Below are 24145 nucleotides of genomic sequence, written 5' to 3' on the forward strand. Positions count from 1 at the left end.
AGAAGAAACCTTACTAGTTAAATAAGGTTTCTTCTTTTTATCGTTTAGAGGTTAGTCGCTTATAATCATCAACTAATTCTCTGGAATTTAAAATATAAGCCATATGTTTGTCGTAATCTTCTAGTACATAAGTGTAAAAGAGTAAATCGACTAACATAAACTGAGACATTAAAGAACTTGTTGCCGCACTTCTTAAAGCAACTTCTTTTGAACGAACTGTGTTCAAATTAACATCAGTTTTTTTGCTTAAAGAGTTCATACTAAACTCGGTAATACTAATGGTTTTAAGCCCTCTATTTTGGGCAATTGTATTTAAAGACAATACTTCTGCTGTTTCCCCGGAATTAGAAATGCCAATAAACAACGCATCTGCTGGAGCGGATGTTAGGCTTGCGATTAATTGATGCACATCAGGCATACAGATACAGACTTTACCAATTCGGTTCCACTTTTGAGACACATTTTCAGCTACTAGATAAGATGAACCAATCCCAAAGACATAGATGAATGAGGCATTAGCAATCTCTCTTGATGCTTTTAATAAGGTTTCTTCATCGGCTAATTGAACGGTTTCCTTCATGGCTTGATAAGCATTACCTAATAGTTTGCTCTTCACATCTGATATTTTTTCATCCGAAGCAATATCTGAATACTCTTGAGTTACTGGTGAATCTCTTTCAGCCGAAAGCTCTAATTTAAGCTCAGGGAAACTAGGGATACCAATGGATTTACAAAATCTAATAACAGACGCGGGACTTGTGCCAGAAGCTTCAGCTAATTGGCTAGCTGTCATTTTGATTACTTCTTCTGGTTTGTCTAACACATATTGAGCTATTTTTCGCTCTGAACGCGTTAAATCTTCAAAAATGCTCCTTACTCTAAAATCCACATGCTTGCTATTCATTGATACTCCTACTTTCACTTGTTAATAATATGTTATTTTCCCTAGTATAACATCTCTTGATGCTCCTGTGGCACTTGGAACGTTACTTGGTAATTTATTCATGGTGCGGTCCCCTAAAACCACCATTGCTACAGCCTCTTTAGCATCTGATGATAAGCCAATATCTTCTTGAATCATGACTTTAACTTCAGGTAATTCCTCTTTCAACAACTGAATTAACACAGGATTATAACTACCTCCACCACCAACGATTAATTCTGTCGGTAATTCTAAATAAGGCATCACAGCAGAGCTAATTGCTTTAGCTGTAAATAGTGTCGCTGTTTTAATAAAATCATTTGCTGACACATTTGGATATTTGGCTAACATCTCATCAACGTATTGCTTACCGAACTCTTCACGCCCAGTTGTTTTGGGTGCGGGTTTAGCAATAAACGGGTGTGACATAAACTCTGTTAGTAGCGCTTCATTCACACTACCTAGTGAGCCGTACTGCCCGTCTCTATCATATTCTTCATTATAGAAATGACGACATAACTCGTCAATAATCATATTACCTGGTCCACAATCAAAGGCCGTGATGGTCTTTAAAGAACCATTTTTTGGAATAATCGTTGCATTAGAAATACCACCAATATTTTGCAAAATACGTTGGCTTGTTTGACTTCGATACATCACATATTCTGAAAAAGGTACTATTGGAGCCCCTTGTCCTCCGACTGCCATGTCACGTGGTCTAAAATCTGATACGACTGTGGTTTTTGTCATTTCAGAAATGATGCTTGACTCGCCAATTTGTAGAGTAGAGGACACTAAGCCATTTTCATTTTTCGGATGGTGATACACTGTTTGACCATGACTTGCTACAAACGCAAGGTCACCACTAGCCATTTTGTTGTGCTCACAAATCTTTAAAACAGCCTCTCCAAATAGATAAGCTAATTCAAAATTCAAACTACAAATTAACTCTACATCTGACGTTTCTTTTCTTAGTGAGCGCGAAATTTTATCTTTCATCTCAGGCTCAAATGAATAACTTTGAAAATCAACTAACTTATAAGACTCTTGATCTATTTTAACAAGAGCTACGTCGATACCATCTAAAGAGGTACCCGACATAATTCCTACAGCATATCTCATTTAATCACCTGCTTCTTATTTAACTAAGTTAAAGGCAAATTTTTGCCATGGTTTGATGTAAGGTAATAGCGCTAAATCAGCTTCTACCACTGACCCAACCACATTTGTTTTACCTGAATTTTCCATTGGTAATAACGCTAATTGTAATTCACCCGCGTAGTGAGCATATAGAGACGTTTCAACGATGATATCTCCTGTTGTCATATCTGTTGTGTTGAAAGGTTTGAAATCATGACCTTTGTATTTCACACGACTTTGAGTTGAACGAATCACATAATCAGAAATATCTCCACGATTAAAGTGGAATTCCTCTAAAACGATTTTTTTCTCTAATTCTGGAATATCGTCTACTAAGGTACAATCTAAAGTTAATTTATATGGATCAATGTTGCTTAAAGCTTTTAACTCTTCTTCTGAAGCAAATGAGTTAGCAATAATCACGTCATCAATTAAATCAGTTGCCCATAAGTGTTTTGCTTGAGTTGTTATTGGCCATTCACGGTGCATTTCTAAGGTACATAATCCTTCTTCTACTGGCCATGGTCCGATTTTAGCTGTTGGTGAGTTGACAAACGCTGCTGTGCGAATACCATTTTCTTTATACACTTCAGTTGTACGAATAAAGTGATCATAGCTAAGACCTGTATAGCGATGTGGATAGAAGTTATGACAGCCCATTAATTTATAGCTATTTGCTTGATAGCTTAAAATGTTTTCTAAGTAGCGTGTTCCTGAGCTGATATTTAATTCAATATCTAACCCTTGAGGATTGAATGTCATCATTGACTCTTCATTTCCTGTGAATCCCATGTCTAAACGAATCCCGTCAGCACCGATTTCTTTAAAGAAAGATAAATCATTGTAGCTAATGCCTAATTGACCAAATACTTTAGGGCTCACATCAGCAACAACTTCCATACCTAATGCTTTTGCATGGAAAATAGTTTCTGAAAAATCTTTAACGATTTTTTCTTTTTCTTCGTCCTCAACAGAAAGTAAACAGGTAAATACACGGGTAAAGTTGTATTTTGCTGCTAAATCCATGTACTCTTTAATTTCTGCAACTGAACTATGATTTGGATAAACTGAAATACCTAATTTTCTCATTGGTCACCATTCCTTTGATTTAAGTAATATGCGCCCTTGGCACATGATTCTTGTTTTTTTGTTAGTTGATAACTTATTTGTTCTTGATCAAGATAAGCCATCATTGCTTGTAATACTTCTTCGTTTTTTTCTACTACACTACCGTTTAAACCAATTACCACTGGCTCATTGGTTAGAGGCATTTTTCGAATGATTTGACTAATACTCTTGCCTAAATCTTGTCCTGCTTGTTGGATAATACGCCTAGCTACCTCGTCTGTTTGAGTTAAACTTGCTACAACTGTAGCAGCACTAGCAATAGCTCCCTTATCAAGGCTATACACTTTTTTAGTTAACTCAAAAACAGTGGTCACTTCAAAAAAGGTGAATAAGGCTTTGGTTAAAGAACTTATAGGTAACGCCTCATCGTATTCTTTTAACCCTTGTTTGATACCTTCTTTAGCAATAAAATACGCGCCACCTTCGTCCCCAAACAAATGACCCCAGCCACCGACACGGTACCAATCATCTCCATTAAGACCTAAAATCACTGAACCTGTTCCAGCCGTTACCGTCACTCCGTCTAATCCTTTAAGAATTGAGTAGTGAGCTAATTGACCGTCGTTAATCAATTGAATCGATGAATGATAGCTCCCTAAATCCTGAGCAACTTTCTCACGAAGTCCACCACTATCAATACCTGCAATACCAAGTACGATAGTGAGACATTCGTCCTTATCTAATTGACTAAAAATAGTTTCAATTGCTTCTGTGATATGGGTGAAACCTGTCTTGTAATCAACTACTAAGTTCCCAAAACCTGTTTGGCAACTGGCTAGAAGTTGACCTTCTACTGAATAAGCTTCAGCTTCGGTTTTTGTTCCGCCACAATCAACGCCGATGACGTAAGCCATGTGACACACTCCCTTTTCTTATTGATTCTCTACTGCTTTTCTGATGAATCCATCATTTGCTTCTAAAAGTGCTAGTCCTTCTTCTTTTGATGTTTTCGTTAAGATACGAATAATCGCCAACTTAACTTGCTCATCACTATCCTCAAAATAGAAGCTAGCTTCTTCTTTGGTACATCCTGTTGCTTCAACAATGATATTTTTAGCGCGCTCGACTAATTTTTCATTTGTTGGTTTCACATCTACCATTAAGTTACCATAAACCTTACCTAAATGAACCATGCTAATAGTCGAAATCATATTTAAGATTAATTTTTGCAATGTTCCTGATTTTAGACGTGTTGACCCTGTTAAAATTTCTGGACCTGCTGTTACTTCGATTGGGAAACTAGCAAATTGACTAATTTCAGCCTGTTCATTACAAGAGATAGAAGCTGTTGCCGCGCCTACTTCTGTTGCGTATTTAAGTCCACCAATCACATAAGGTGTACGCCCACTGGCACTAATCCCAATCACGATGTCTTTATCTGTTAAGTTTCTTTCTTTCAAATCTTCAACAGCTAGCGTCAATGAATCCTCTGCTCCTTCAACGGCAACCGTCATAGCTGATTCGCCACCAGCAATAATCCCTTGAACTAACTCAGGATCTGTACTAAAGGTTGGCACACATTCAGCCGCATCTAAAATGCCTAAACGACCACTTGTTCCAGCCCCAAAGTAGAATAAACGACCACCATTTTTTAAAGAAGCAACGACTTGCTCAATAACTGCAGCAATGGATTCTTTTTTCTTATCAATGGCTGCGATAACTTTCTCGTCTTCTTGATTCATTTTAGTTACTGTTTCTAAAATACTTAATTTATCTAAATTTCTTGTCTCTTCGTTACGTTTTTCAGTTGTTAAGTGCTCTAACATACTTAGCCACTACCCTTTCTTTTGCTCTTCTATAAATTCTTTATACCAATCAAAACTTTGTTTTTTGTATCGTTTGTAATCCCCATTACCTTCACTATCCGCATCTACATAAACCACACCATAACGTTTAGCCATCTCGCAGCTTCCCGCTGAAACAATATCAATGATTCCCCAAGCAATATACGCTCGAACGTCTACGCCATCAGTTTTTGCTTTTAATATTTCAGCAAAATGTTGCTCAAAGTAATCAATTCGATAAGGATCTTTAATTGTTCCATCTACTTCTAACACGTCATTAGCACCAAATCCATTTTCCGAGATAATGACTGGTTTGTCATAGCGGTCATAGACTTTATTTAAAGTCGTTCTTAAACCAACTGGGTCAATTTGCCAACCCCACTCACTGGCTTTAAGGTAAGGATTTTTAGTTGTTACAACTAAATTACCTGCTGTTTGTTTGCCATCTTCTTCTGTTGTCGCAATACTTGAAGAGTAATAAGAGAACGACACAAAATCACACGTATATGTTTTTAATAATTCTAATTCTTCTTCTGTTGTATCTAATACAACTTGATTTTTCTCAAAGAAAGGTGTCATGTAGTAAGGGTAAGTTCCTTTAGATAACACATCCATACAGAACCACTGATTCACTTGCTCATCTTGAACTAACTTCAAATTATCTTCTGGTTTTGGTGTTAACGGATAATAACAGAAACAAGAAATCATCGAACCAAATGTTCCTTTTAACTTCATCTCTCTAGCTAATTTAATCGTTCTAGCACTAGCTACAAATTGATGATGTAAACTTTGGAACACATCAGTAAATGAATAATTACCTTGCTCTGGTTTGATTAAGCCAACCCCATTAAATGGTGAAAAGTACCCTGCATTAATTTCATTAAATGGTAAAAAGTATTCAACATACTCTCCCCAACGGTCTAAAACAAACTCACTAAATCTCATGTAAAGCTCAATCGTTTCTTTGTTTTTCCAACCATCGTATGTTTCTACTATATTGAGCGGCACTGCGTAATGATTCATCGTTAAGAAAATCTTGATGTTCTTTTCTTTCAATGAGTTAAAAACACGATCATAGTATAAAACTCCTGCTTCATTAGGAACTAGCTCATCTCCTTTTGGAAATAAGCGTGACCAACTAATTGAGAAACGATATAAATCAATGCCTAATTCTTGGAGTAATTGAATATCTTCTTCTAAAAAGTCCACACCCCTAGAGCCTTTTCTAAAGGGATAGAATAAACCAGCTTCATTTGTTTTAGCTTGCTGAATTCTTTCATTGGTTAAAAGTCGTGTTTCAGTTGTTGCATTACTTGTTCTTGGAAGATATGGCCGACAATCTTGTGTGTCCATGCCTTTTTCACCATCAAAACCGCCTTCATATTGACTAGAGGCTGTTGCGCCACCCCATAATATAGTATCCATTCAAGAAATCTCCTTTTCCATAAGTTGTTAAGCTAATAATAGCATTTTTGAAATATTATTTCAATTTTTTGTTTTAAATCACGTAATTAAGAAATCACTTAAGAAATATTATTTCGTTTATTATAATAAAATATTGAAAAACTCTTTTTTTTGTGTATACTTGATAGTGAGATGTGAGTGCTTTCTTTCCAATCAAAAAGGGATTCATGTCTTTTTTTAAACAAACCATTAATAGGAGGTGGCTTAAGACAATGACAGGTAAAGAAAACCCAGCTATGCCAAAATTTTCGTTAAAAAGTGCGGGTCTTCTATTTCTAGCAGGGATTATAGGAGGCGTATTAGTACCATACCTTTTTTATGAAATGAACTGGGATACAAGAATTGGTGTCTTACTATTTTTACCCATTCTTATATCAGCAACCATTGCCTACGCGCAGTGTTTCATTGAAACAAAAGACGGCATCGGTCCACGCTTTTATAGAACGTTAATTATTAGTTTTATTGTTCTTGAAACCGTTACTTATCTATGGCTGTTTAAAGGATTTATATTTTAGGAATTATTATATTTTTTAAGGAGTGTAAAAAATGTTAGAAAAATTTACAAATTTTATTGATTCACGTCTAGCTGGTCCTATGGATAAAATTGCTAACCAAAGACATTTACGTGCTGTACGTGACGGAATTATTGCAACGTTACCTTTGATTATTGTTGGTTCATTCTTCTTAATCGTTGCCTTCCCTCCGCTACCTGCTGACTGGGGAATCACACAATTTTTAACTGCAAATGCCGCAACGATTCTTTTACCGTATCGTATGACAATGTACATCATGTCCCTATATGCAACCTTTGGTATTGGTGCAAGTCTAGCTAAATCTTATGACTTAGACCAAGTATCAGGTGGTATCTTAGCTACTATCGCTTTCCTATTAACATTTGTACCTGTTAATGTACCTGCTGAAGCAATGGAAGCTGCTGGAACTGTTGGATTTGTTTTACCAATGGCTAACCTTGGTGGTGGTGGTATGTTTGTTGGGATCATTACTGCTATTATCGCTGTTGAAGTATATCGAATGACTGATAAGTCTAAATTTAAAATTACAATGCCTGAACAAGTACCACCTGCTGTTGCTCGTTCATTTGAAGCCTTAACACCTACATTAATCGTTATCTTAGGTATGGCAACAATTACTTACTACATCGGATTTGACTGGCATCAAGCAATCGCTAAAATCGTTTCTCCTTTAGTAAGTGCTGCTGATACATTACCATCTGTTTTACTATTAATCTTTATGATTACATTCTTCTGGGTCTTTGGTATTCACGGTGTATCTATCGTTGGATCTTTAGCACGTCCAGTTTGGTTACAATTATTAGAAGGTAACACAACAGCATTAGCTGCTGGCGAAACATTACCTCATATTGCTGCTGAACCTTTCTTCCAATGGTTTGTATGGGTTGGTGGATCTGGAGCAACAATCGGTTTAGCTATTCTTTTAGCATTCACTGCTAAATCTCAATATGGATCTAAATTAGGTAAAGCAATTATTACACCATCTATCTTTAACATTAACGAACCTGTTATCTTTGGTGTTCCAATTGTATTAAACCCAATCATGATGATTCCTTTCGTTATTACACCAATGATTATGGCTACTATCGCTTGGTTTGCAACTTCTTGGGGATTTGTAAATCCAGTTATCGTAACTGCTCCTTGGACATTGCCTGGACCAATTGGTGCTTACTTAGCTACTGGTGGGGACTGGAGAGCGGCAGTATTAAACATCGGTTTAATCGTCGTATCAGTTATCTGTTACTACCCATTCGTAAAAGTTTACGACAGAAAAGAATTAGAAAAAGAACAAGGATTAGACGCTACAAACTAATTCTGTTCATACAAAAAGAGCAATCCATAATGGACTGCTCTTTTTTTGTTGTATAATTAGGTAACTATTAATTAAAGGAGAATAATAATTTATGATACCTTCTAAAGCTTCTCTTGATAAACACTTTAATGATATCGCAAAAAACTATAGTCCTGAGGTACAAGAATTAGCTCATAGTACTCGAGCTTTAATCTATTCTGTTTTACCTGAGCTTGTTGAGGTTATTTGGGAAAGACAAAAAACAATCGGTTATGGGATTAGCCCTAAAAAATGAGTGGTCATTTTTGCTACATTGCTTTCCATAACGAATATGTCACTTTAGGCTTTAATTACGGTAGTGAATTAGAAGACCCTACACATTTACTTGAAGGCTCTGGAAAACTCATGCGTCATGTTAAAATCAAACATCAGGATATCTTAGCTTCAGAAGACTTAAGGAATTTGCTTGTTTATGCCTCAACCTATAGAGTAACTAAATAACTTTACTTTACTTTTTTGATAAAGATTCTTAGTTTATTTACTCAATTGGGATGTAAATATCTGTCAAACTCTTGTCTTTACTATTTTTGGGTGGTTCTGTCACATATAGCTCAAAAGGAACGGCATCTCTGCCCTTTGCATTTCCTTTAAATAACCACTCTTGATACATGTATTGCCAAGCTGCACCATACTCTTTAGCTGCTATATCAAAATGACCTACACTAAATTTCCCAGAGATACTTGAATGACATACATTACCACTTTCAATCACATCTCTATTACTTGGTATCGTCATAGCCACACTCGTTCGTAACTGTTTGCTAGTAGTTATATAAGGGTTGTCATCATAAATCGTTAATACTTTAGTCAACTCAGGATCAATTAATTGATTTCTTGTCGCAAAATCAAATAACTCATTAAACAACTTACGACTATTTTTTCTAAATTCTCCGTGACTACCTCTAAACCGAATATAAATAATATCCTGATCTGTTAGTTCTTCTGTGGTAATACTTATTGGTTTAACCATATCACTCACTCCTTGTCTTTATATGAGTTCATTATGGCATGCTTTTTGGAAGTCTTCTTGTCATTTCTTGCTCTTTTTTATACGTTGATGGATTAACACCAAAATGTCTTTTAAAAGCTCTACTAAAAGAACTTGAATCATTATAGCCATATTGCAAAGCGATTGTTGTCAGTGACATATTTTGATTAACAGACATAAAAATAGCTGCTCTTTCTAACTTAAATCTCGTAATAAACTGTTTTAGGGTTTCATTCGAATACTGTTTAAATAATCGGTGGAAATGATAATCAGAAAAGTTAGCATGGCGAGCTAATTCTGTTAAGGAAATCGATTCATCTAGATGTCTTTCAATATAATCTTCAGATTTATTGATTAACCTTATGTACATTTACTTTTGTTCGTTAGACGTCTCTCCCACACTAACTCGCTCCTTTTTTATAAACTACATTTATTATATCACGATAAAAAGGGATATAATGACTTGCTAATCGTGTCATTATTAATTGGATAGTACCTTCTAAAAGTAAACGTTTAGAGGGGACTCATCATTTTATTTTACTGCTAAATAAATAGTAACTTCTCCTGTTGGTAAATATTCTTCAAAATCTGCTGTGAATAAACGGCGCTCGCAGATAACTTGATTGTTCCAAATTTCTTGCCAGGCTTGGCCTACTTTTTCTGGGGTTACTTCTTTGATTTCAATTGCTAAATAATTACCTTTCTTCAATACAACTTCTTGCTCTGAATCAAACGTTTCAGTACCAATTAAAAAATCATATTCTTCAGTATGATCACTTTCATAATTAAAATACACGGCATAGATATTTCCCGTTAAATCCATTTCTGGGATTTTTGACCACAACCCCATAATTTCTTCCATGTTGCCATTTCTAGTTCTGATTTTGTTACCTTTGATTGTTCTTGTTGTTAATATAACTTCTTTCATCTTAATATCTCTCCTTTATTTATGCTATACTCACATTATAAATTTTAAAGGTGACATTTTTCGGCACCATTAGGAGATAAAATGAAAAAAAATGAACGACTTATAGCAGAACTAATTTTTATTAATCAGAAAAGACAATTTAATTTAAATGATTTAATGATAGAATTTTCAATTTCAAAAAGAACAGCCTTGCGAGATATTTCCGACTTAGAAAGCTTAGGAGCTCCAATTACTGTGAATAAAGGACGATTTGGTGGCTACCACTTAATTAAAACAAATAGCTTACCACCTTTATATTTAACTCAACATGAATGGCATTCTTTGTTTTTAGTCCTTCAAATTTATAAACAGATGGAACAATCTCCTTTCAACGCATCGTATCAACATTTGAAAAACAAACTCTTAGCTATTGCTCCACAAGAAGAATACAAAATTAATCATCAACTAGAAAACATGATTGTCATCTCGACAACTCAAAGTATTTCTCATGTCCCTTTATTAACTGAAATCTTTCGAACTATTTACGAAGAATCCGTGCTTCAAATAAACTACTCAAGATACGAGGAATCATGCCGTTTAATTCAACCTATTCAATTAGCCTTTAAATATGGTCATTGGTATTTATTAGCTTGGGATTTAGATAAAGAAAGTTTTAGACATTTCCGCTGTGACTTTATTACATCCATTAGCATATCAAAAGAAAATGGATTACTTCTTTCCTTTGATGAACTTTATGAGTTATATCTAAAACAGTCCAAAAAAAATAAACCTCAAACTTTTAAAGCACACTTAAAAATTGAAGCCCTTGATTTGTTTCATTCAAAAAAATACCCAGGTGTCGAGTTAATTAAAGAGAATAATCAGTATTATATAATTGGTCATTATCACGAAAATGAAATTCCTTTTATTATTAACTATTTAATTGGATTTGGTACTTTTTTAACTTTAAAAGAACCTTACTCTTTAGTAAATATGATGAAACAACATTTAGCAAACCTATTAAAGCAATACGATTAACTCACTCTCTATAACTTCCAATAGATAAACAAAAAAGGTTTTAGAGATTCAACCACGTATTTACTTAGATAATAAAAAATGCCCTCAGGATTAATTTCTGAGGGCTTTAAACGTTGCTTGATATTAAATTATTATCTATAAAAACCTAAAAGCGGAAAAATTGAATCTGCTATTAATTTACCTACAAAGAAAGCAACTACAACTGCCGATACGTAAACTACATATTTAAATGATTTATTTTTTTTGTAAAGTTCTTTGAAAAATAACATACAAACACATCCTTTTTTATTTATTATAACATGTTATTTTTATCTAACAATAATAGCTTTTAAGTTAACCAAAAATCCACCTTTCAGTAAGTACTTAAGATCTTGATTCCATTGAAACTGACTATTTTTACAACAACCACAAAACAATAGTGACAAAATGTCACTATTGTAGTATGATACAAATAACCAAGATTAAAAGAAAAGAGGGAGACACATGAGTTTAGATTTAATATTAGCTAGCGCATCCATGATGATTGCTTTAGTGTTGTACAGTTTAGGGGTTTTCGGAGAAAAATTTAGTGGTACGATTAAAGGAAAACATTTGATTTTCTTTGTAGGTGGATTAATTTTTGATACAACTGGAACAACTTTAATGAACAAAATAGCCACACTAAATGGTGGTTCACAATTTGGTTTACATCAGCTAACTGGTGGTGCAGCTTTAGGGTTAATGGCTATCCATTTAGTTTGGGCACTTTGGGTTTACTACCGAGGATCTGAAACAGCCAAATTACGTTTTAATAAATTTAGTCTAGGCGTTTGGGGACTTTGGGTCATCTCTTTTATCCTAGGTATGTTAGTCGGTATGGGGATTATCTAACTCTCGTAACAGGATTTTTTTAATCTTAAAGGGCTATGATATCAGTTTTACGACTGATATCATAGCCCTCTTTTTTAGTTAAATGCTTTTAAGACATCTGCAATCATTAGTTGAGTTGACTCAATACCGCCACCAGATAAATACCATAAATCAGGTGTTAACGTAATAACTTTACCATTTTTTCCTGCAGTAGTTTGTTTCACCAACTCGTTTTCTGCTACATTATTTTTACTATTATCGCCACCAATTGCTTGTGTTCGATCAATGACAAATAAAATATCAGGATTTGTTTTTAACACATACTCATAAGAAACCTCTTGTCCATGAGTTGATACTTTGATGTTGTCGTCTGCTGGCGCTACACCAAATGTATCATGAATAATACCAAATCGAGAGCCTTTTCCATAAGCTGATAATGACCCTTCATTTACTAAAGTAATCAACGCTTTTTCCCCACTTGCAGTTGCTTTGTCTTTCACTTGAGTGATTTGATCTTCTAATTCTGTTATTTTCGTATTTGCTTCTTTTTCTTTACCAAAAATAGTACCTAATGTTTGAATGTTTTGTTTTGTTGAACCCCACGCATTTGAACCATCAACACCTAGAAATAAAGTTGGAGCAATTTTTTCTAGCTCTTTTCGTGAATCTTCTTGACGACCTGAGATGATAATTAAATCTGGTTGCAGGGCGTTAATCTTCTCTAAATCAGGTTCTTTGATACCACCTGCTGATTCTACAGAGTCAAACTCTTTTAAGTATTTCGGTAAATTAGGTTTTGCTGTTGCGATAACGCTATCCCCTTCACCTAGTTGATTGATTGCGTCTAATGACCCCATATCAAAGACAACTACTTTTTTAGGTTCACTCGGAACTTTTACCTCATGCCCTTCACTATCTTTTACCGTAATCTCTGTTACCTTGGCTTCTTGTTTACTTTCTTTTTGCTTTTCCCCACATGCTGTCAATAATACAGTTCCTATACTTAGTAACGCGACTAATCCCACTAATTTTTTTCTATTGAACATCTTTTTTCCCCCTTAGTTAAAATACAAACACACTCGTTTTCCCTCTAATTCACACACACGAACACTCATGTTATAAAGCTCATCTAGAACATCTTTTCGGACAATTTCTTCAGTGGTTCCCGTTTTAAAGATTTCCCCATCTTTCATGGCAACCATTTCATCTGCATAACTGGCCGCAAAATTAATATCATGTAACACGATAACGACTGTTTTTTGCCTCTCATCCACTAGTTGACGAATAGTCTTCATCAACTGGACTGCATGATTCATATCTAGGTTATTGAGTGGTTCGTCTAAAAATATATACTCAGTATCTTGAGCTAAGACCATGGCAATGTATGCTCGTTGCAACTGGCCTCCTGAAAGACTATCAATACTCTCTTCAGCTAAGTCATTCAACCCAAGAAACGTTAATGCTTTGGTTATTTTTTCTTGATCTAGTGACGTTAGACGTCCCTTACTATGTGGAAAACGCCCAAAACCAACTAATTCTCTCACTGTTAGTTTCAGTGGTGTTCCGTTAGCTTGTTTTAAAATGGCTAGTTTTTTAGCTAACTCTTTTTGATTCCAAGCTTTTACTTCTGTTCCTTCTAAATAAATCCCCCCTTCATCTTTATCCATTAGACGACTCATTAGTGAAAGAAGTGTACTTTTCCCTGCACCATTTGGGCCAATTAGAGCCGTCAGTTTTCCTTTTTTAACCTGATAATCAACTTCTTTTAAAACGGGTTTCGTCCCGTATTTTTTGGTTACCTGATTAATCTCCATTAAGCTCTTCCTCCCTTTTCCTTCACTAGTTTAAATACAAAATAGAGTCCTCCACTAAATTCAATAACCACACTTAAAGTGGTATTCATATGAAATACTTGTTCCACTAAAAATTGCCCTGAAACAAGAAACAACACACTCATAAAACTTGCTGCAATAAATAAATAAACATGTTTATAAGTTCCTAGCCATTGATAGGTAACATTGGCGACAATAAAACCTAAAAACGTGATTGGCCCGATTAATGCTGTTGCGATGGCCACTGATAAGCTAATTAAAAACAACATATATTTTCTAAAAACTGGAACATTTATCCCTAAGTTAATGCCTTGTTCAAGGCCCAAATGTAGGACATCTAATTTAGGACTTGCTTTGATAAATAAGAACACTAACACGAGAACAATTGGAACCACTAAAACGAGTAAAGACACGTCTACATTACTGAAACTAGCAAATAATTTCCCTTGTAATTTATCGTACTCATTGGGATCCATCAATACCTGTAAGAAAGTACTCATACTTTTGAAAAGAGTCCCTAAAATCATCCCTACCATTAGGAGTAAAAACAAATCTTGCTTGTCCTTTTTTAGAAGTGTCGAAAAGATTAAGACACTAAAGAAAACCATCAGACATACATTGATCACAAATAAAACAGGATCACCTTGTCGAGACTGACCTAAGAAAAAGAAAAGGATGGTCTGGACTAACACATATAACGAGTCAAATCCTAAAATACTTGGTGTTAAAAAGTGATTTTGAGTTAAGGTTTGAAACGCAATGGTCGAAAAGCTTGTCAAAGTCCCCACTACTACAAAAGCTAATATTTTTTTTCCCCTTAAAGGCAATGCAAAACTCCAGTTGCCATAAGTATGAAAGGTTAAAAATAAACCGATAGCAAATAGGGTTAATAAACCTAAAATAATTACTTTTATTCTGACTTGTCTCATGCTCTCTTACCTCCCTTCCATAAAAGGAAGATAAAGACGACACTACCTATAACCCCAACAATCAAGCTCACTGGAATTTCATAAGGTGGGTAAATGACTCGAGACAAAATATCACATACAACTAAAAACAAACTCCCTGAAATAGCAGTTAGCCATAAGGTATTTTTTAATTGATCTCCGTAAAATTGAGCCACAATATTCGGTATGATGACACCGATAAAGGGTAATCCCCCAACAGTCACCAGAGTGACACTACTTGCTAAGGCAATCAGTAATAAACCTAATAGTTGTATTTTGTCATAGTCTAGCCCCACACTTGTTGCCATGTCTTTCCCCATACCTACTAATGTAAACTGGTAGGCAAACACATAACAAATCAGTAAAACTGGGACTGATAAATACAGAAGTTCGTAATCCCCTTTAGTAATAGTTGAAAAACTTCCTTGAAGCCAAGAAGTCATGTTTTGAATTAATTGAAATTGATAGGCAAAAAAAGTAACCACAGAGCCGATGATATTACCAAACATTACACCAACTAAGGGAATCATTAATTGATTTCTCCCTGGAATTCTTTTTACAAGTTGTAAAAAGACCACTGTTCCTAAAAAGGCAAATATAAAAGCCACAAAAGAGCGGGTTAATATAGAGCTTGCTGGAAAAAAGAGCATGGCTACTAACATACCTAATCTGGCACTATCCATCGTGCCTGCAGTTGTTGGTGACACAAATTTATTTTGCGTTGAATGTTGCATGATTAACCCACACACACTACTTGTTGCCCCTGCAATAATCAAACTAATCGTTCTAGGGACTCGAGTTTGCCATAGGACCAGTTGCTCTAACTCATTAAAATGAAAAAGATGATAAACTGGAATGCTTTGTACACCAACAAACAAGGAGATTGCTGCAAAAAAAAGAAGCAAATATAAAGGTAAACGTCTATTCATTCAGTATTCTCCTCGTTTCTAATTGATAATGATTTTCACTATCATTTAGTTTAGCTAAAGTTCGTGATTTTTGCAACATTTTTCTTGAACCTCGTTTTTAAATTGTTTATGTTATAATGAACGTACATAATCAAACGAAAGGTGTTATTCTATGACGAAGAAAGATATTCAAGATTATTTAGACAAAGGAATGTATGGTGCGCCTCAAATCAAACCAGATGAACGACGAAAATATCTAGGAACTTTTAGAGAACGCGTTGTCTTTGCCATGGTATCTATTGAAACTGAATCAACTGATTATGATGCATTTTGTTTAGAGCAGTTTAAAAAATATCCAACTGGTACCTTATCCATTAATGCCAACTGTTCTCTAAAAACACAAAATCATTTCATGAAATTAGCCCAACAAGCACATATTAATTTTAAGATGGTAGATAGTGATGAGGATAAGTTAGCCTCTGATGAAATTGCGATGGTTTTTTCTTTGGAAACAGCGATTAATCTCAAGGACATCTCTGTGAAAAAGAGAAACTTCTCCCTATCAAAAAAAGAGACAACTGATACACAACCACCTAAACAAAGAACTGGTTTATTAACTCGTCTTTTCAAGTCTTAATACATAAAGAGGAACCTGGGATGAACATTAACAATTGGAAAAAGAAGCAAACACTCTTAGTGATTCTAGTTAGCATTGGTACACTCATTTTTCTTTCTACTATGTTAGTTTCTAGTAAAAAAGCCATGGCTGTTAAGAAAAAGAAACAAGAAGTTATTTCTGACATTAACTCTTCTATAGAAAGTTCTGATCTTTTAGGTTCCATGGCGATTGTTCGAGATGGAAAGTTTGTTTATACCGCTAGTTTTGGTGAGGCTGATCATGAAAACCATTTACCAAATTCACCCGACCTGCTCTACCCAATTGCCTCCATGCAAAAGAGAATGACTGCTGTCATCATTGCACAACTGATTAGAGAAGGTAAACTTACCTACGAATCAACCATTGAACGCTTTTATCCAAGCCTCGAGCACGCAGACGTCATTACTGTTCGTGATTTATTGAATCATACCAGTGGTTACATCATGCCAGAAGTTACTTCTAGAACGGTTCTAACAACAGAAAAACAACAACTCAATAATGTCTTTGAAACAAGTATCTACAACGGGCAATATACGTTCCAATATTCTAATGGGAATTATAGTTTACTAGCTGGTATTATTAGTCAGATTGAACAAACGTCTTATAAGGACAGTCTAAAAAAGAGAATTCTAACGCCCTTACACCTGACACATACGTATCTTTGGGATGACGTTCCCACTGATCAATTTGTGGTCAAAGAGTACTTCAATGACACAGGAGAAGACTATGAGAAACAGCGTTCTGTTTATTCAAAAGAGTTAATGAGTACTCTTTTAGGAGCAGGAAATGTCTACTCAACTGCAAGTGATTTAAGTCAATTTCAATTATCACTAAATAACAGTACTTTACTGACACCTGAAGAATACACTGAACTCTTCCCTTTTGCCTCTCAAGAAGAAGTGATGATGGTTGGTAACATCTCTTCTGATGGCAAATCAGGTGGCTATAGTAGTTATTTCTATGGTGACATTACAAAACAAAATTTTGTGGTCTTTTTAGCTAATCAAACCTCTAATGATTACCCTGATCAGCTATTCAAATACGTCTATGAACAGTTACTACTGTTTTAGTATAAATAAGGAGGAAAATGCTTTATGACTCATGAAAAAATAATCAAAAAAGAATTAGCCGAAGCTTTACATGTTCACATTCTATTATTAAAAAGAATCGAAACCGTTGAATCTGATTCTAGTGATGCCCTACGCTTTGTTATTCGAAGTCTAGGCTTCATGTTGGAAAGAATCCCTGAAGCTCTTGTTTCTGATGATGAGGAAGATTTGTATTTTGCAGCCTTCCAGTACTACAACTTACTAGCTGAGCTGAAAAACAACATGGCCATCTCTTTCCCTCATGTTACAAGTATTGATTTATCTGCATTCCCTGATTCTCATGTGGACCTACTCAATGAATGGTGGGAAGAAAAAACAGGGCTAAAAGTGGACACTCCAACTAAACAAACCATGACTGTTCATAAAGAATAAAAAGCATTTCCATCTCATAACGAGGTGGAAATGCTTTTTTTAATCGATTAATGTTGGAAAAAGTAGATGCAATACATCTGTTGTCAGTCGACGACTTGTTCCTTTAAAAGGATAAATATGCATGTGCATAGCTGGGTTAAAGTTGGCTTCAATAATCCCATAAGTCTTATCTGATTTCTGACTAGGTAGGTTTTTATCTGGAATAATCAAATCGATTCCACATATTTTAGCTCCAATAGCACAAACGGCTTCTTCTGCAATTCTCTTGTACGTCTCATCCATTTCGTCGGTGACATCAATTGAATCTCCACCTGTACTGACATTTGAGTTTTCTCGTAAGTAAACGACTTCATCTTGTATAGGGATACTAGCTACTGTTAGGCCTTGCTCTTTTAGCATCAACTGTTCAATTTCTCCCAGTTGAATTAATTCAAGAGGTGAACGATGATGAGTCCCTCTTAGACTATCTTTGTTTTTTTCTGCTACTAGTTCGGTAATGCTACTTTTCCCGTCTCCTACTACATTAGCTGGCACACGTAGCATAATAGCTTTTGTCTGACCATCTAACACGAAGAAACGATACTCTGTTCCTGAAATAAATTCTTCTACCAATAAATCAGTATCTTCTTTAAATGCAATTCTTAGCGCTTGTTGGTAGTCTTCAAAAGAAGCTCCTTCTTTAAAAATAGAGATACCTAAGCCATAATTCGTTGATTTTGGTTTAACCACAAATCCCTTGTTAGCAAATAAGTCATAGGCTTGCTCTGCTTTTTCCATTGTGGAAAATTCTTTTCCCGCTGGAACTCTAAAACCAGCTTTAGCTAAGACTTTCTTCGTCACTGTTTTATTTTCCATTAATAGAGGGACAATGTACGAATCTTTACTAGTCATATTCGCATTTTTTACGTACTCGCTTTTTCCTTGATAACTTAATTGAAGGAATTGGTCATTCTCATCTAGAACTTCTACTTTAACCCCTTTTTGAAGGGCATCAAACATCAAAATTTGAGTGGATAATTCCATGTGACGATAACCCGATAGTTGATACGGTTTACTAAAGGCTTGTTCACGGTACTCGTTACCTAACTCAATACCTAATTCTTGATTCGTACGACTATCAAGGACCATTTTAGCAGCTAATGTGTTTTCTGGTGATTCTAAGGCTTGTCTACTAGCCTCTATCACTTCTTGGTAGTCAACTGACACATTTAGCTTAGCTGCCATTTCTTGCATTTCTTTTAGTAACCAAAGACCTTCTTCTTTGTTTTTGGTTTGTTCTAAAGGATTTTCTAAGGACACTTGCTCATTTAAAATAGTCCCTGTCTTTAATAACTCATCTGCAGGAGTATCTGTTTCATCTAACCATAACATCGTCATCATAAACACATGTAAAAAGTTCAATGTCTCCATAGTAATACCGTATTCAGCATAGGGATTTAAATCAATATTTCGAAGTTCAATATAGGAAACACCTTTTGTTAAGAGCTCATCAATGTCCTTTGTCCCTCTTAAGCGGACGGCTGAATAAAATTCTTTTGCTTCAATCAAATCACCTTTATCAACTAAGCCATTAATATCTGCTACATACGATTCAATTGATTCATAAGACACATTAATTTCAGGTCGATTAGTGTAACCAAAATGACTGTTACGGAAACTTCTAACCGGTTCATTCGCAGGCTCTTTAAAAAAGTAGCCTTCCTCAGCGTAAGGACTAGCTCCAAATAAATAAGTGACTAGCCAACGATATCTCAAGTAATGACGAGATGCTTTTAAATAGCAAGCTGTTCGAAAGGCTTCAAAAGAAGTCTCTTCTTTTTGCTCACGAAAAAGAGCTTCTAACAAGTCATTAGAAAACTCAAAATTATAATGAATCCCACTGACCATCTGTTTTCTCTTGCCGTACACTTTAGCCAAGTAGCGTCGGTAATTCACATCACCTTGATCACTTAGTTTAGCAATCACAATATCGCAATCATCTTTTGGTAATACTGGTGGCATACTTAAAGGCCACAAGCGTTCTTCTTCCTCTAAAGAGCGAAGAGCCACATCATGTAAGGCACCTAAAAAACGTAAGGTCTCTTCACTAGAATCAAAAACAGGTGTGATAAACTCCATTTGTGTTTCACTAAAATCTGTTTGTATGTAAGGATGGCTATCTCTTGAGCCAATTTTTTTCGGATGGTCTGTTGAAGCAAGATCTCCTGTTGGTGTTATTCGTTGGCTTTCTTTTTCTAAGCCAATGTTAAATTCTTTAAATAAGGGCTTTATTAAGTCAGATGACAATAGTTGTTTCATTTTTTTCATTTCACTTCCACCTTATATCCATTTCAATCTTATTTTATCCCCCCTATTATATCATTCAGAAGAAGCTTTCTCTAAAATTATGTTTTAAAAAAACTTCTCCCATCAACTTGATTATAAGTTGATGGGAGAAGCTGTGGGAGAAATTTAAGTCTAAAAGCTTTGTTCTAAGCTTTATTTTTGTTTTTCGTTTTTAATAACATTCCTAAAACTAAAGCACTCACTAATGAGCCAATTAGGATAAATAGTAAATATAAAACAGGTTGGCTAACTAACATGATAACAAAGATACCGCCATGTGGAGCCATTAATTTAATACCTAGAGCACCTACTAAACCACCGGTAACAGCTGAACCTACGATAAAACTTGGAATCATACGAATAGGATCGGCTGCTGCAAAAGGAATTGCTCCTTCTGTAATGAATGAGAATCCCATGATTAAGTTAGTAATTCCTGCTTCTTGATCTTTTTTAGAAAATTGATCTTTAAACAATAATGTCGCAATAGCAATCGCTAAAGGAGGCACCATACCACCAGCCATTACAGCGGCCATTACTACACTACCACCTGTTGCCACTGAAGCTGCTAACGTACCTGTACCAAACACATAGGCCGCCTTGTTGATTGGTCCACCTAAATCCACAGCCATCATACCACCTAGTAAAGCACCTAATAATGCAGCATTTCCACCAGATAAGTTATTTAAAAAGTCGTTTAACCCTGTATTAATAGCCGACATTGGAATATTAACAAATAGCATTAAACCGCCTGTTATTAATAAGCCAAAAACAGGATAAAACAAAATAACTTTGATGCCATCTAAAGATTTAGGTAGATTGGCAAATACTTTTTTCAGTAAGACAATCACATAACCAGCTAAGAAACCGCCAACTAATGCGCCTAAAAAACCAGAAGGCATAGGTGCTTCTAGTTGCCCAAAAGCAACACCCGATGACGCCATAGCACCAGCAGCAAACCCAACAACTAAACCAGGTCTATCAGCAATACTTGAAGCAATAAATCCTGACAAAACAGGCAACATAAATGAAAAGGCTGTTCCACCAATTGTTTTAAAGTAAGCCGCAATTTGGTTATATGATCCTAAATCACCTAAAGAATCTTGAGGAACACCTAACATTTGGTCAATTAGAAAGGCTAAAGCAATCGCAATCCCGCCACCAATAACAAAAGGAAGCATATGACTAACACCATTCATTAAATGTTTATAGATTTGTGAGCCCACACTACCTGTACTTGTTTCATTATCAGTGTCAGTTTCTGACGCACTGTGATGATAAATACTCGCTTTTCCACTAGCTGCTAAATCGATTAACTCAGCTGATTTTTTAATCCCGTCACTGACTGGACGATTCACTAAAGGTTTCCCTTCAAAACGAGCCATCTCAACATTTTTATCTGCAGCAACAATAACACCACTAGCTCTTTCAATATCCTCAGCAGTCAATTGATGCTTAACGCCTTCTGATCCATTTGTTTCAACTTTAATAGCTACATTCATTTCTTTGGCTTTTGCTTTTAAGGCATCTTCTGCCATATACGTGTGAGCAATACCTGTAGGACAAGCTGTAACAGCTACAACAAAAGGTTGTTCAGCTACAATTTCTTCACTCGCTGCTTGTTCTTTTGCTTCATTCTCGTCGTATTCTTTTTGAGCTTGATCAAATAATGTTATTACTTCTTCAGGTGACGCTGCTTGTTTTAATGACTCAATTAAACTTGGATTTAATAATAATCTTGATAGACTTGCTAAAGCTTGTAAATGTGTATCGTTAGCCCCAGCTGGTGCAGCAATCATAAAGAATAAATAGGTAGGTTGCCCATCTAAAGCTTCATAATCCACACCTTGCTTACTTCTTGCAAACAAAACAGTCGGTTGTAAAACAGCTTCATTTTTAGCATGCGGCATAGCTAAGCCATCACCTAAACCTGTTGTTGTTTGAGCTTCTCTTGCTAAAATACCTGCTTCAAACACTTCTTTATCACTAATACGCCCTGAAGCGTGTAGCTTATCGACCATCTCATGAATAACTGCTTTTTTCTCAGTTTCCTTTAGAGACAAAATCATAGCATCAACAGACAATAACTCACTAATTTTCATTCCTTTTTCCTCCTAATATTCTTTTATGGTTGTGATACTAACTTTTTCAACTAATGCTAAAATAGCTTCTCCTGTGGCCAAATCATCACTAAAGGCTGTAGCACTTCCTGCTGCAACCCCATAAGTTAAACACGCTGATGTTTCTTTACTTGCCACCCACTGGCTAATAAAACCTGCTACCATAGAATCTCCCGCACCAACTGAATTTTTCAATACACCTGACAAACCTTCTACTTGATAAATCCCTTTATCTGAAAATAGCAAAGCGCCATCTTTTCCCATTGAAATCAATACGTTTTGTGCTCCTAGAGAGCGTAATTTCTCACCATATGGCAACATCTCTGTAACAGAGGCAAACTCTGTCTCAAAGATAGCACTTAATTCGTGATGGTTTGGTTTAATTAAAACAGGCTTGAATGGTAAGATATCAAGCAGTTGTTTACTACTAATATCTACAACAAAAGGAATTCCTTTTTTACTTAATAACTCAACAAATTCAACGTAAATCGTTGTGGCTACTCCTTTAGGAACGCTACCTGAAAAAACAACCAAATCCTCAGATGTTAACTGATTTAACTGTGTTTTCAATTCTTGTAAAGCTATCTCTGTAATCACTGGACCTTGACCATTAATCTCTGTTTCTTCTGTACTTTTTAGTTTAATGTTAATTCTTGTATCTCCAGCAACAGTAACAAAATCTGTCTGCAATGCTTCTTCTTTTAACTTATCTTCGATGAATTGGCCTGTAAACCCACCTATAAAGCCTAGATTAGTAGACACGACACCCAGTCTTTTTAACACACGAGACACATTGATCCCCTTACCACCAGGAAATTTTGATTCTCTTTGAGTCACATTTAGTTGTCCTTCTTGAAATGCTGGTACTTGAATGACATAATCCACTGCAGGATTAAGGGTCACTGTATAAATCATTTGCCTACCTCCTTAATCATTGTTTTTTCTCTTAATACATGGCTATTTCCCACTGATAATTGATTCGTTATCACAATGGCTTCATCAAGATTTCCCATCTTGGCAAAGTTAACTTTATTAAATTTTGATTCATCGGCTAAAATGAACACATGTTGTGCTTGATTCATGGCTGCTTTTTTTGTCGCAGCTTCTTCTGTATCTGCTGTTGTGTACCCATACTCTTCATGAATGCCATTAGTTCCCATAAAAGCTTTATCAAAGTAATAGGTTTTTAATTGCTCAATGGTTTGACTACCAACAACTGCTTTTGTGGTTAAACGAATCGATCCACCCAACATAGTTGTCGGCAAGCCTAATTCAATGCTTAAATTGGCATGTGGGACAGAATTCGTAATAATTTGTACTGATTTATCTGCTAGAAAAGGCAACATTTCAAAAGTAGTTGTCCCAGCATCTAAAAAGACAAATTCTCCTGGCATCACTAAACTTGCTGCGTATTTAGCGATTGCTTGCTTTTCTTGAACGTTTTTGGAGGATTTTTCTGTCATGCTTGGTTCCATCTCTAATTTGATGATTTTTTTAGCTCCTCCATGAATTCGGCGTAACCAACCTGCCTCTTCCATTTCTTGTAAATCCCGTCTAATAGTCGATTCTGAGACTTGAAAAACATCCATCAATTCTCTTGTTTTGATGATTTCTTTTTCTTTTAATAAGCGTAATATCTCTTGTTGTCTCTCTTCTGTTAGCACTTTCATCACCTCACACACCTATCATACTATCATTATCATTCTTTTTCAATCATAAACATTCATATTTTTGATGGTTTATGACTGTTTCTCAATCGAGTAGAGGAAAAAG

General features: G+C 35.4%; 26 protein-coding genes. 9 read left to right on the top strand and 17 right to left on the bottom strand.

Going from position 1 to position 24145, the window contains the following annotated elements; translation table 11 throughout:
- Positions 1-37 precede the first annotated feature (37 nt).
- The 6 genes from DOK76_RS05820 to DOK76_RS05845 are packed head-to-tail and all read right to left on the bottom strand — an operon-like array spanning position 38 to position 6399.
- The gene (locus tag DOK76_RS05820; RefSeq protein WP_206965695.1) at positions 38-904 is read right to left on the bottom strand and encodes a MurR/RpiR family transcriptional regulator; all 867 of its coding nucleotides are present in this window, start codon (positions 902-904) and stop codon (positions 38-40) included.
- A gap of 21 nt (positions 905-925) precedes the next feature.
- The gene (anmK, locus tag DOK76_RS05825) at positions 926-2044 is read right to left on the bottom strand and encodes an anhydro-N-acetylmuramic acid kinase AnmK (protein ID WP_206965696.1); all 1119 of its coding nucleotides are present in this window, start codon (positions 2042-2044) and stop codon (positions 926-928) included.
- Between the two features lie 15 nt (positions 2045-2059).
- The gene (locus DOK76_RS05830; protein WP_206965698.1) at positions 2060-3151 is read right to left on the bottom strand and encodes a DUF871 domain-containing protein; all 1092 of its coding nucleotides are present in this window, start codon (positions 3149-3151) and stop codon (positions 2060-2062) included.
- Positions 3148-4044, bottom strand: a complete 897-nt coding sequence (locus DOK76_RS05835) for a BadF/BadG/BcrA/BcrD ATPase family protein (protein ID WP_206965700.1) — start codon at positions 4042-4044, stop codon at positions 3148-3150. Before DOK76_RS05835 ends, DOK76_RS05830 begins: the two co-directional genes overlap by 4 nt.
- 18 nt (positions 4045-4062) lie before the next feature.
- A complete protein-coding gene (gene murQ / locus DOK76_RS05840; RefSeq protein WP_206965702.1) occupies positions 4063-4956 on the bottom strand; it encodes an N-acetylmuramic acid 6-phosphate etherase in 894 nt (297 codons plus the stop codon).
- A 9-nt stretch (positions 4957-4965) separates the two neighbouring features.
- Complete coding sequence (locus DOK76_RS05845) at positions 4966-6399, bottom strand: glycoside hydrolase family 1 protein (RefSeq protein ID WP_206965705.1); 1434 nt, start codon at positions 6397-6399, stop codon at positions 4966-4968.
- 206 nt (positions 6400-6605) lie between these two features.
- Here DOK76_RS05845 and DOK76_RS05850 point away from each other — a divergent pair, with 206 nt between their 5' ends.
- From DOK76_RS05850 to DOK76_RS05865, 4 genes are all read left to right on the top strand, one after another.
- The gene (locus tag DOK76_RS05850; protein ID WP_242542215.1) at positions 6606-6953 is read left to right on the top strand and encodes a hypothetical protein; all 348 of its coding nucleotides are present in this window, start codon (positions 6606-6608) and stop codon (positions 6951-6953) included.
- A gap of 31 nt (positions 6954-6984) precedes the next feature.
- Complete coding sequence (locus DOK76_RS05855) at positions 6985-8283, top strand: PTS sugar transporter subunit IIC (RefSeq protein ID WP_206965706.1); 1299 nt, start codon at positions 6985-6987, stop codon at positions 8281-8283.
- 91 nt (positions 8284-8374) lie between these two features.
- Entirely contained in the window at positions 8375-8557 is a 183-nt protein-coding gene (locus DOK76_RS05860; RefSeq protein ID WP_206965708.1) for a hypothetical protein, read from the top strand.
- On the top strand, positions 8554-8763 hold the full coding sequence (locus tag DOK76_RS05865; RefSeq protein WP_206965710.1) for a DUF1801 domain-containing protein: 210 nt from the start codon (positions 8554-8556) through the stop codon (positions 8761-8763). Before DOK76_RS05860 ends, DOK76_RS05865 begins: the two co-directional genes overlap by 4 nt.
- A 37-nt stretch (positions 8764-8800) precedes the next feature.
- Here DOK76_RS05865 and DOK76_RS05870 read toward each other — a convergent pair whose 3' ends face one another.
- The 3 genes from DOK76_RS05870 to DOK76_RS05880 all read right to left on the bottom strand — a co-directional run bounded on the left by DOK76_RS05870 (position 8801) and on the right by DOK76_RS05880 (position 10238).
- The gene (locus DOK76_RS05870) at positions 8801-9292 is read right to left on the bottom strand and encodes an AraC family transcriptional regulator (protein ID WP_206965712.1); all 492 of its coding nucleotides are present in this window, start codon (positions 9290-9292) and stop codon (positions 8801-8803) included.
- Positions 9293-9323: 31 nt separating this feature from the next.
- A complete protein-coding gene (locus DOK76_RS05875) occupies positions 9324-9680 on the bottom strand; it encodes a helix-turn-helix domain-containing protein (RefSeq protein WP_206965715.1) in 357 nt (118 codons plus the stop codon).
- A gap of 162 nt (positions 9681-9842) precedes the next feature.
- Entirely contained in the window at positions 9843-10238 is a 396-nt protein-coding gene (locus DOK76_RS05880; protein ID WP_206965717.1) for a GyrI-like domain-containing protein, read from the bottom strand.
- Between the two features lie 81 nt (positions 10239-10319).
- Here DOK76_RS05880 and DOK76_RS05885 point away from each other — a divergent pair, with 81 nt between their 5' ends.
- Both DOK76_RS05885 and DOK76_RS05890 read left to right on the top strand, forming a co-directional pair.
- On the top strand, positions 10320-11255 hold the full coding sequence (locus DOK76_RS05885) for a helix-turn-helix transcriptional regulator (RefSeq protein WP_206965719.1): 936 nt from the start codon (positions 10320-10322) through the stop codon (positions 11253-11255).
- 483 nt (positions 11256-11738) lie between these two features.
- Positions 11739-12125, top strand: coding sequence for an HsmA family protein (locus DOK76_RS05890; RefSeq protein WP_206965721.1), 387 nt, complete (start codon positions 11739-11741; stop codon positions 12123-12125).
- Between the two features lie 74 nt (positions 12126-12199).
- Here DOK76_RS05890 and DOK76_RS05895 read toward each other — a convergent pair whose 3' ends face one another.
- Genes DOK76_RS05895 through DOK76_RS05910 form a run of 4 tightly spaced genes read right to left on the bottom strand, consistent with a single transcriptional unit; the run spans position 12200 to position 15812 of the window.
- Positions 12200-13150, bottom strand: a complete 951-nt coding sequence (locus DOK76_RS05895) for a siderophore ABC transporter substrate-binding protein (RefSeq protein ID WP_206965723.1) — start codon at positions 13148-13150, stop codon at positions 12200-12202.
- 12 nt (positions 13151-13162) lie between these two features.
- Positions 13163-13918, bottom strand: coding sequence for an iron ABC transporter ATP-binding protein (locus tag DOK76_RS05900; RefSeq protein ID WP_206965726.1), 756 nt, complete (start codon positions 13916-13918; stop codon positions 13163-13165).
- A complete protein-coding gene (locus tag DOK76_RS05905) occupies positions 13918-14865 on the bottom strand; it encodes an iron chelate uptake ABC transporter family permease subunit (RefSeq protein ID WP_206965728.1) in 948 nt (315 codons plus the stop codon). Before DOK76_RS05905 ends, DOK76_RS05900 begins: the two co-directional genes overlap by 1 nt.
- Positions 14862-15812 carry an ABC transporter permease gene (locus tag DOK76_RS05910; protein ID WP_206965730.1) on the bottom strand — a complete coding sequence of 317 codons (951 nt, stop codon included), beginning with the start codon at positions 15810-15812 and terminating at the stop codon, positions 14862-14864. Before DOK76_RS05910 ends, DOK76_RS05905 begins: the two co-directional genes overlap by 4 nt.
- A 151-nt stretch (positions 15813-15963) precedes the next feature.
- On the opposite strand from DOK76_RS05910, the gene DOK76_RS05915 reads away from it, so the two are divergent.
- The 3 genes from DOK76_RS05915 to DOK76_RS05925 are packed head-to-tail and all read left to right on the top strand — an operon-like array spanning position 15964 to position 17930.
- Positions 15964-16428: a YueI family protein gene (locus DOK76_RS05915; protein ID WP_206965732.1), complete on the top strand. Its 465-nt coding sequence runs from the start codon at positions 15964-15966 to the stop codon at positions 16426-16428.
- A 20-nt stretch (positions 16429-16448) separates the two neighbouring features.
- The gene (locus tag DOK76_RS05920; protein ID WP_206965734.1) at positions 16449-17519 is read left to right on the top strand and encodes a serine hydrolase domain-containing protein; all 1071 of its coding nucleotides are present in this window, start codon (positions 16449-16451) and stop codon (positions 17517-17519) included.
- A gap of 24 nt (positions 17520-17543) precedes the next feature.
- Entirely contained in the window at positions 17544-17930 is a 387-nt protein-coding gene (locus DOK76_RS05925) for a hypothetical protein (RefSeq protein ID WP_206965736.1), read from the top strand.
- A gap of 39 nt (positions 17931-17969) precedes the next feature.
- Here the strand turns inward: DOK76_RS05925 and gshAB are convergent, their stop codons facing one another.
- The 4 genes from gshAB to DOK76_RS05945 form a co-directional block, all read right to left on the bottom strand.
- Positions 17970-20237, bottom strand: coding sequence for a bifunctional glutamate--cysteine ligase GshA/glutathione synthetase GshB (gshAB, locus tag DOK76_RS05930; RefSeq protein WP_206965738.1), 2268 nt, complete (start codon positions 20235-20237; stop codon positions 17970-17972).
- Positions 20238-20401: 164 nt separating this feature from the next.
- Positions 20402-22354 carry a PTS fructose transporter subunit IIABC gene (locus DOK76_RS05935; RefSeq protein WP_206965740.1) on the bottom strand — a complete coding sequence of 651 codons (1953 nt, stop codon included), beginning with the start codon at positions 22352-22354 and terminating at the stop codon, positions 20402-20404.
- 12 nt (positions 22355-22366) lie between these two features.
- The gene (gene pfkB / locus DOK76_RS05940; RefSeq protein ID WP_206965741.1) at positions 22367-23287 is read right to left on the bottom strand and encodes a 1-phosphofructokinase; all 921 of its coding nucleotides are present in this window, start codon (positions 23285-23287) and stop codon (positions 22367-22369) included.
- A complete protein-coding gene (locus tag DOK76_RS05945) occupies positions 23284-24036 on the bottom strand; it encodes a DeoR/GlpR family DNA-binding transcription regulator (RefSeq protein WP_370590099.1) in 753 nt (250 codons plus the stop codon). The genes pfkB and DOK76_RS05945 overlap by 4 nt, the downstream gene beginning before the upstream one ends.
- Between the last annotated feature and the right edge of the window lie 109 nt (positions 24037-24145).

This window comes from Candidatus Vagococcus giribetii, from assembly GCF_017316185.1.
Classification (GTDB): Bacteria; Bacillota; Bacilli; order Lactobacillales; family Vagococcaceae; genus Vagococcus; species Vagococcus giribetii.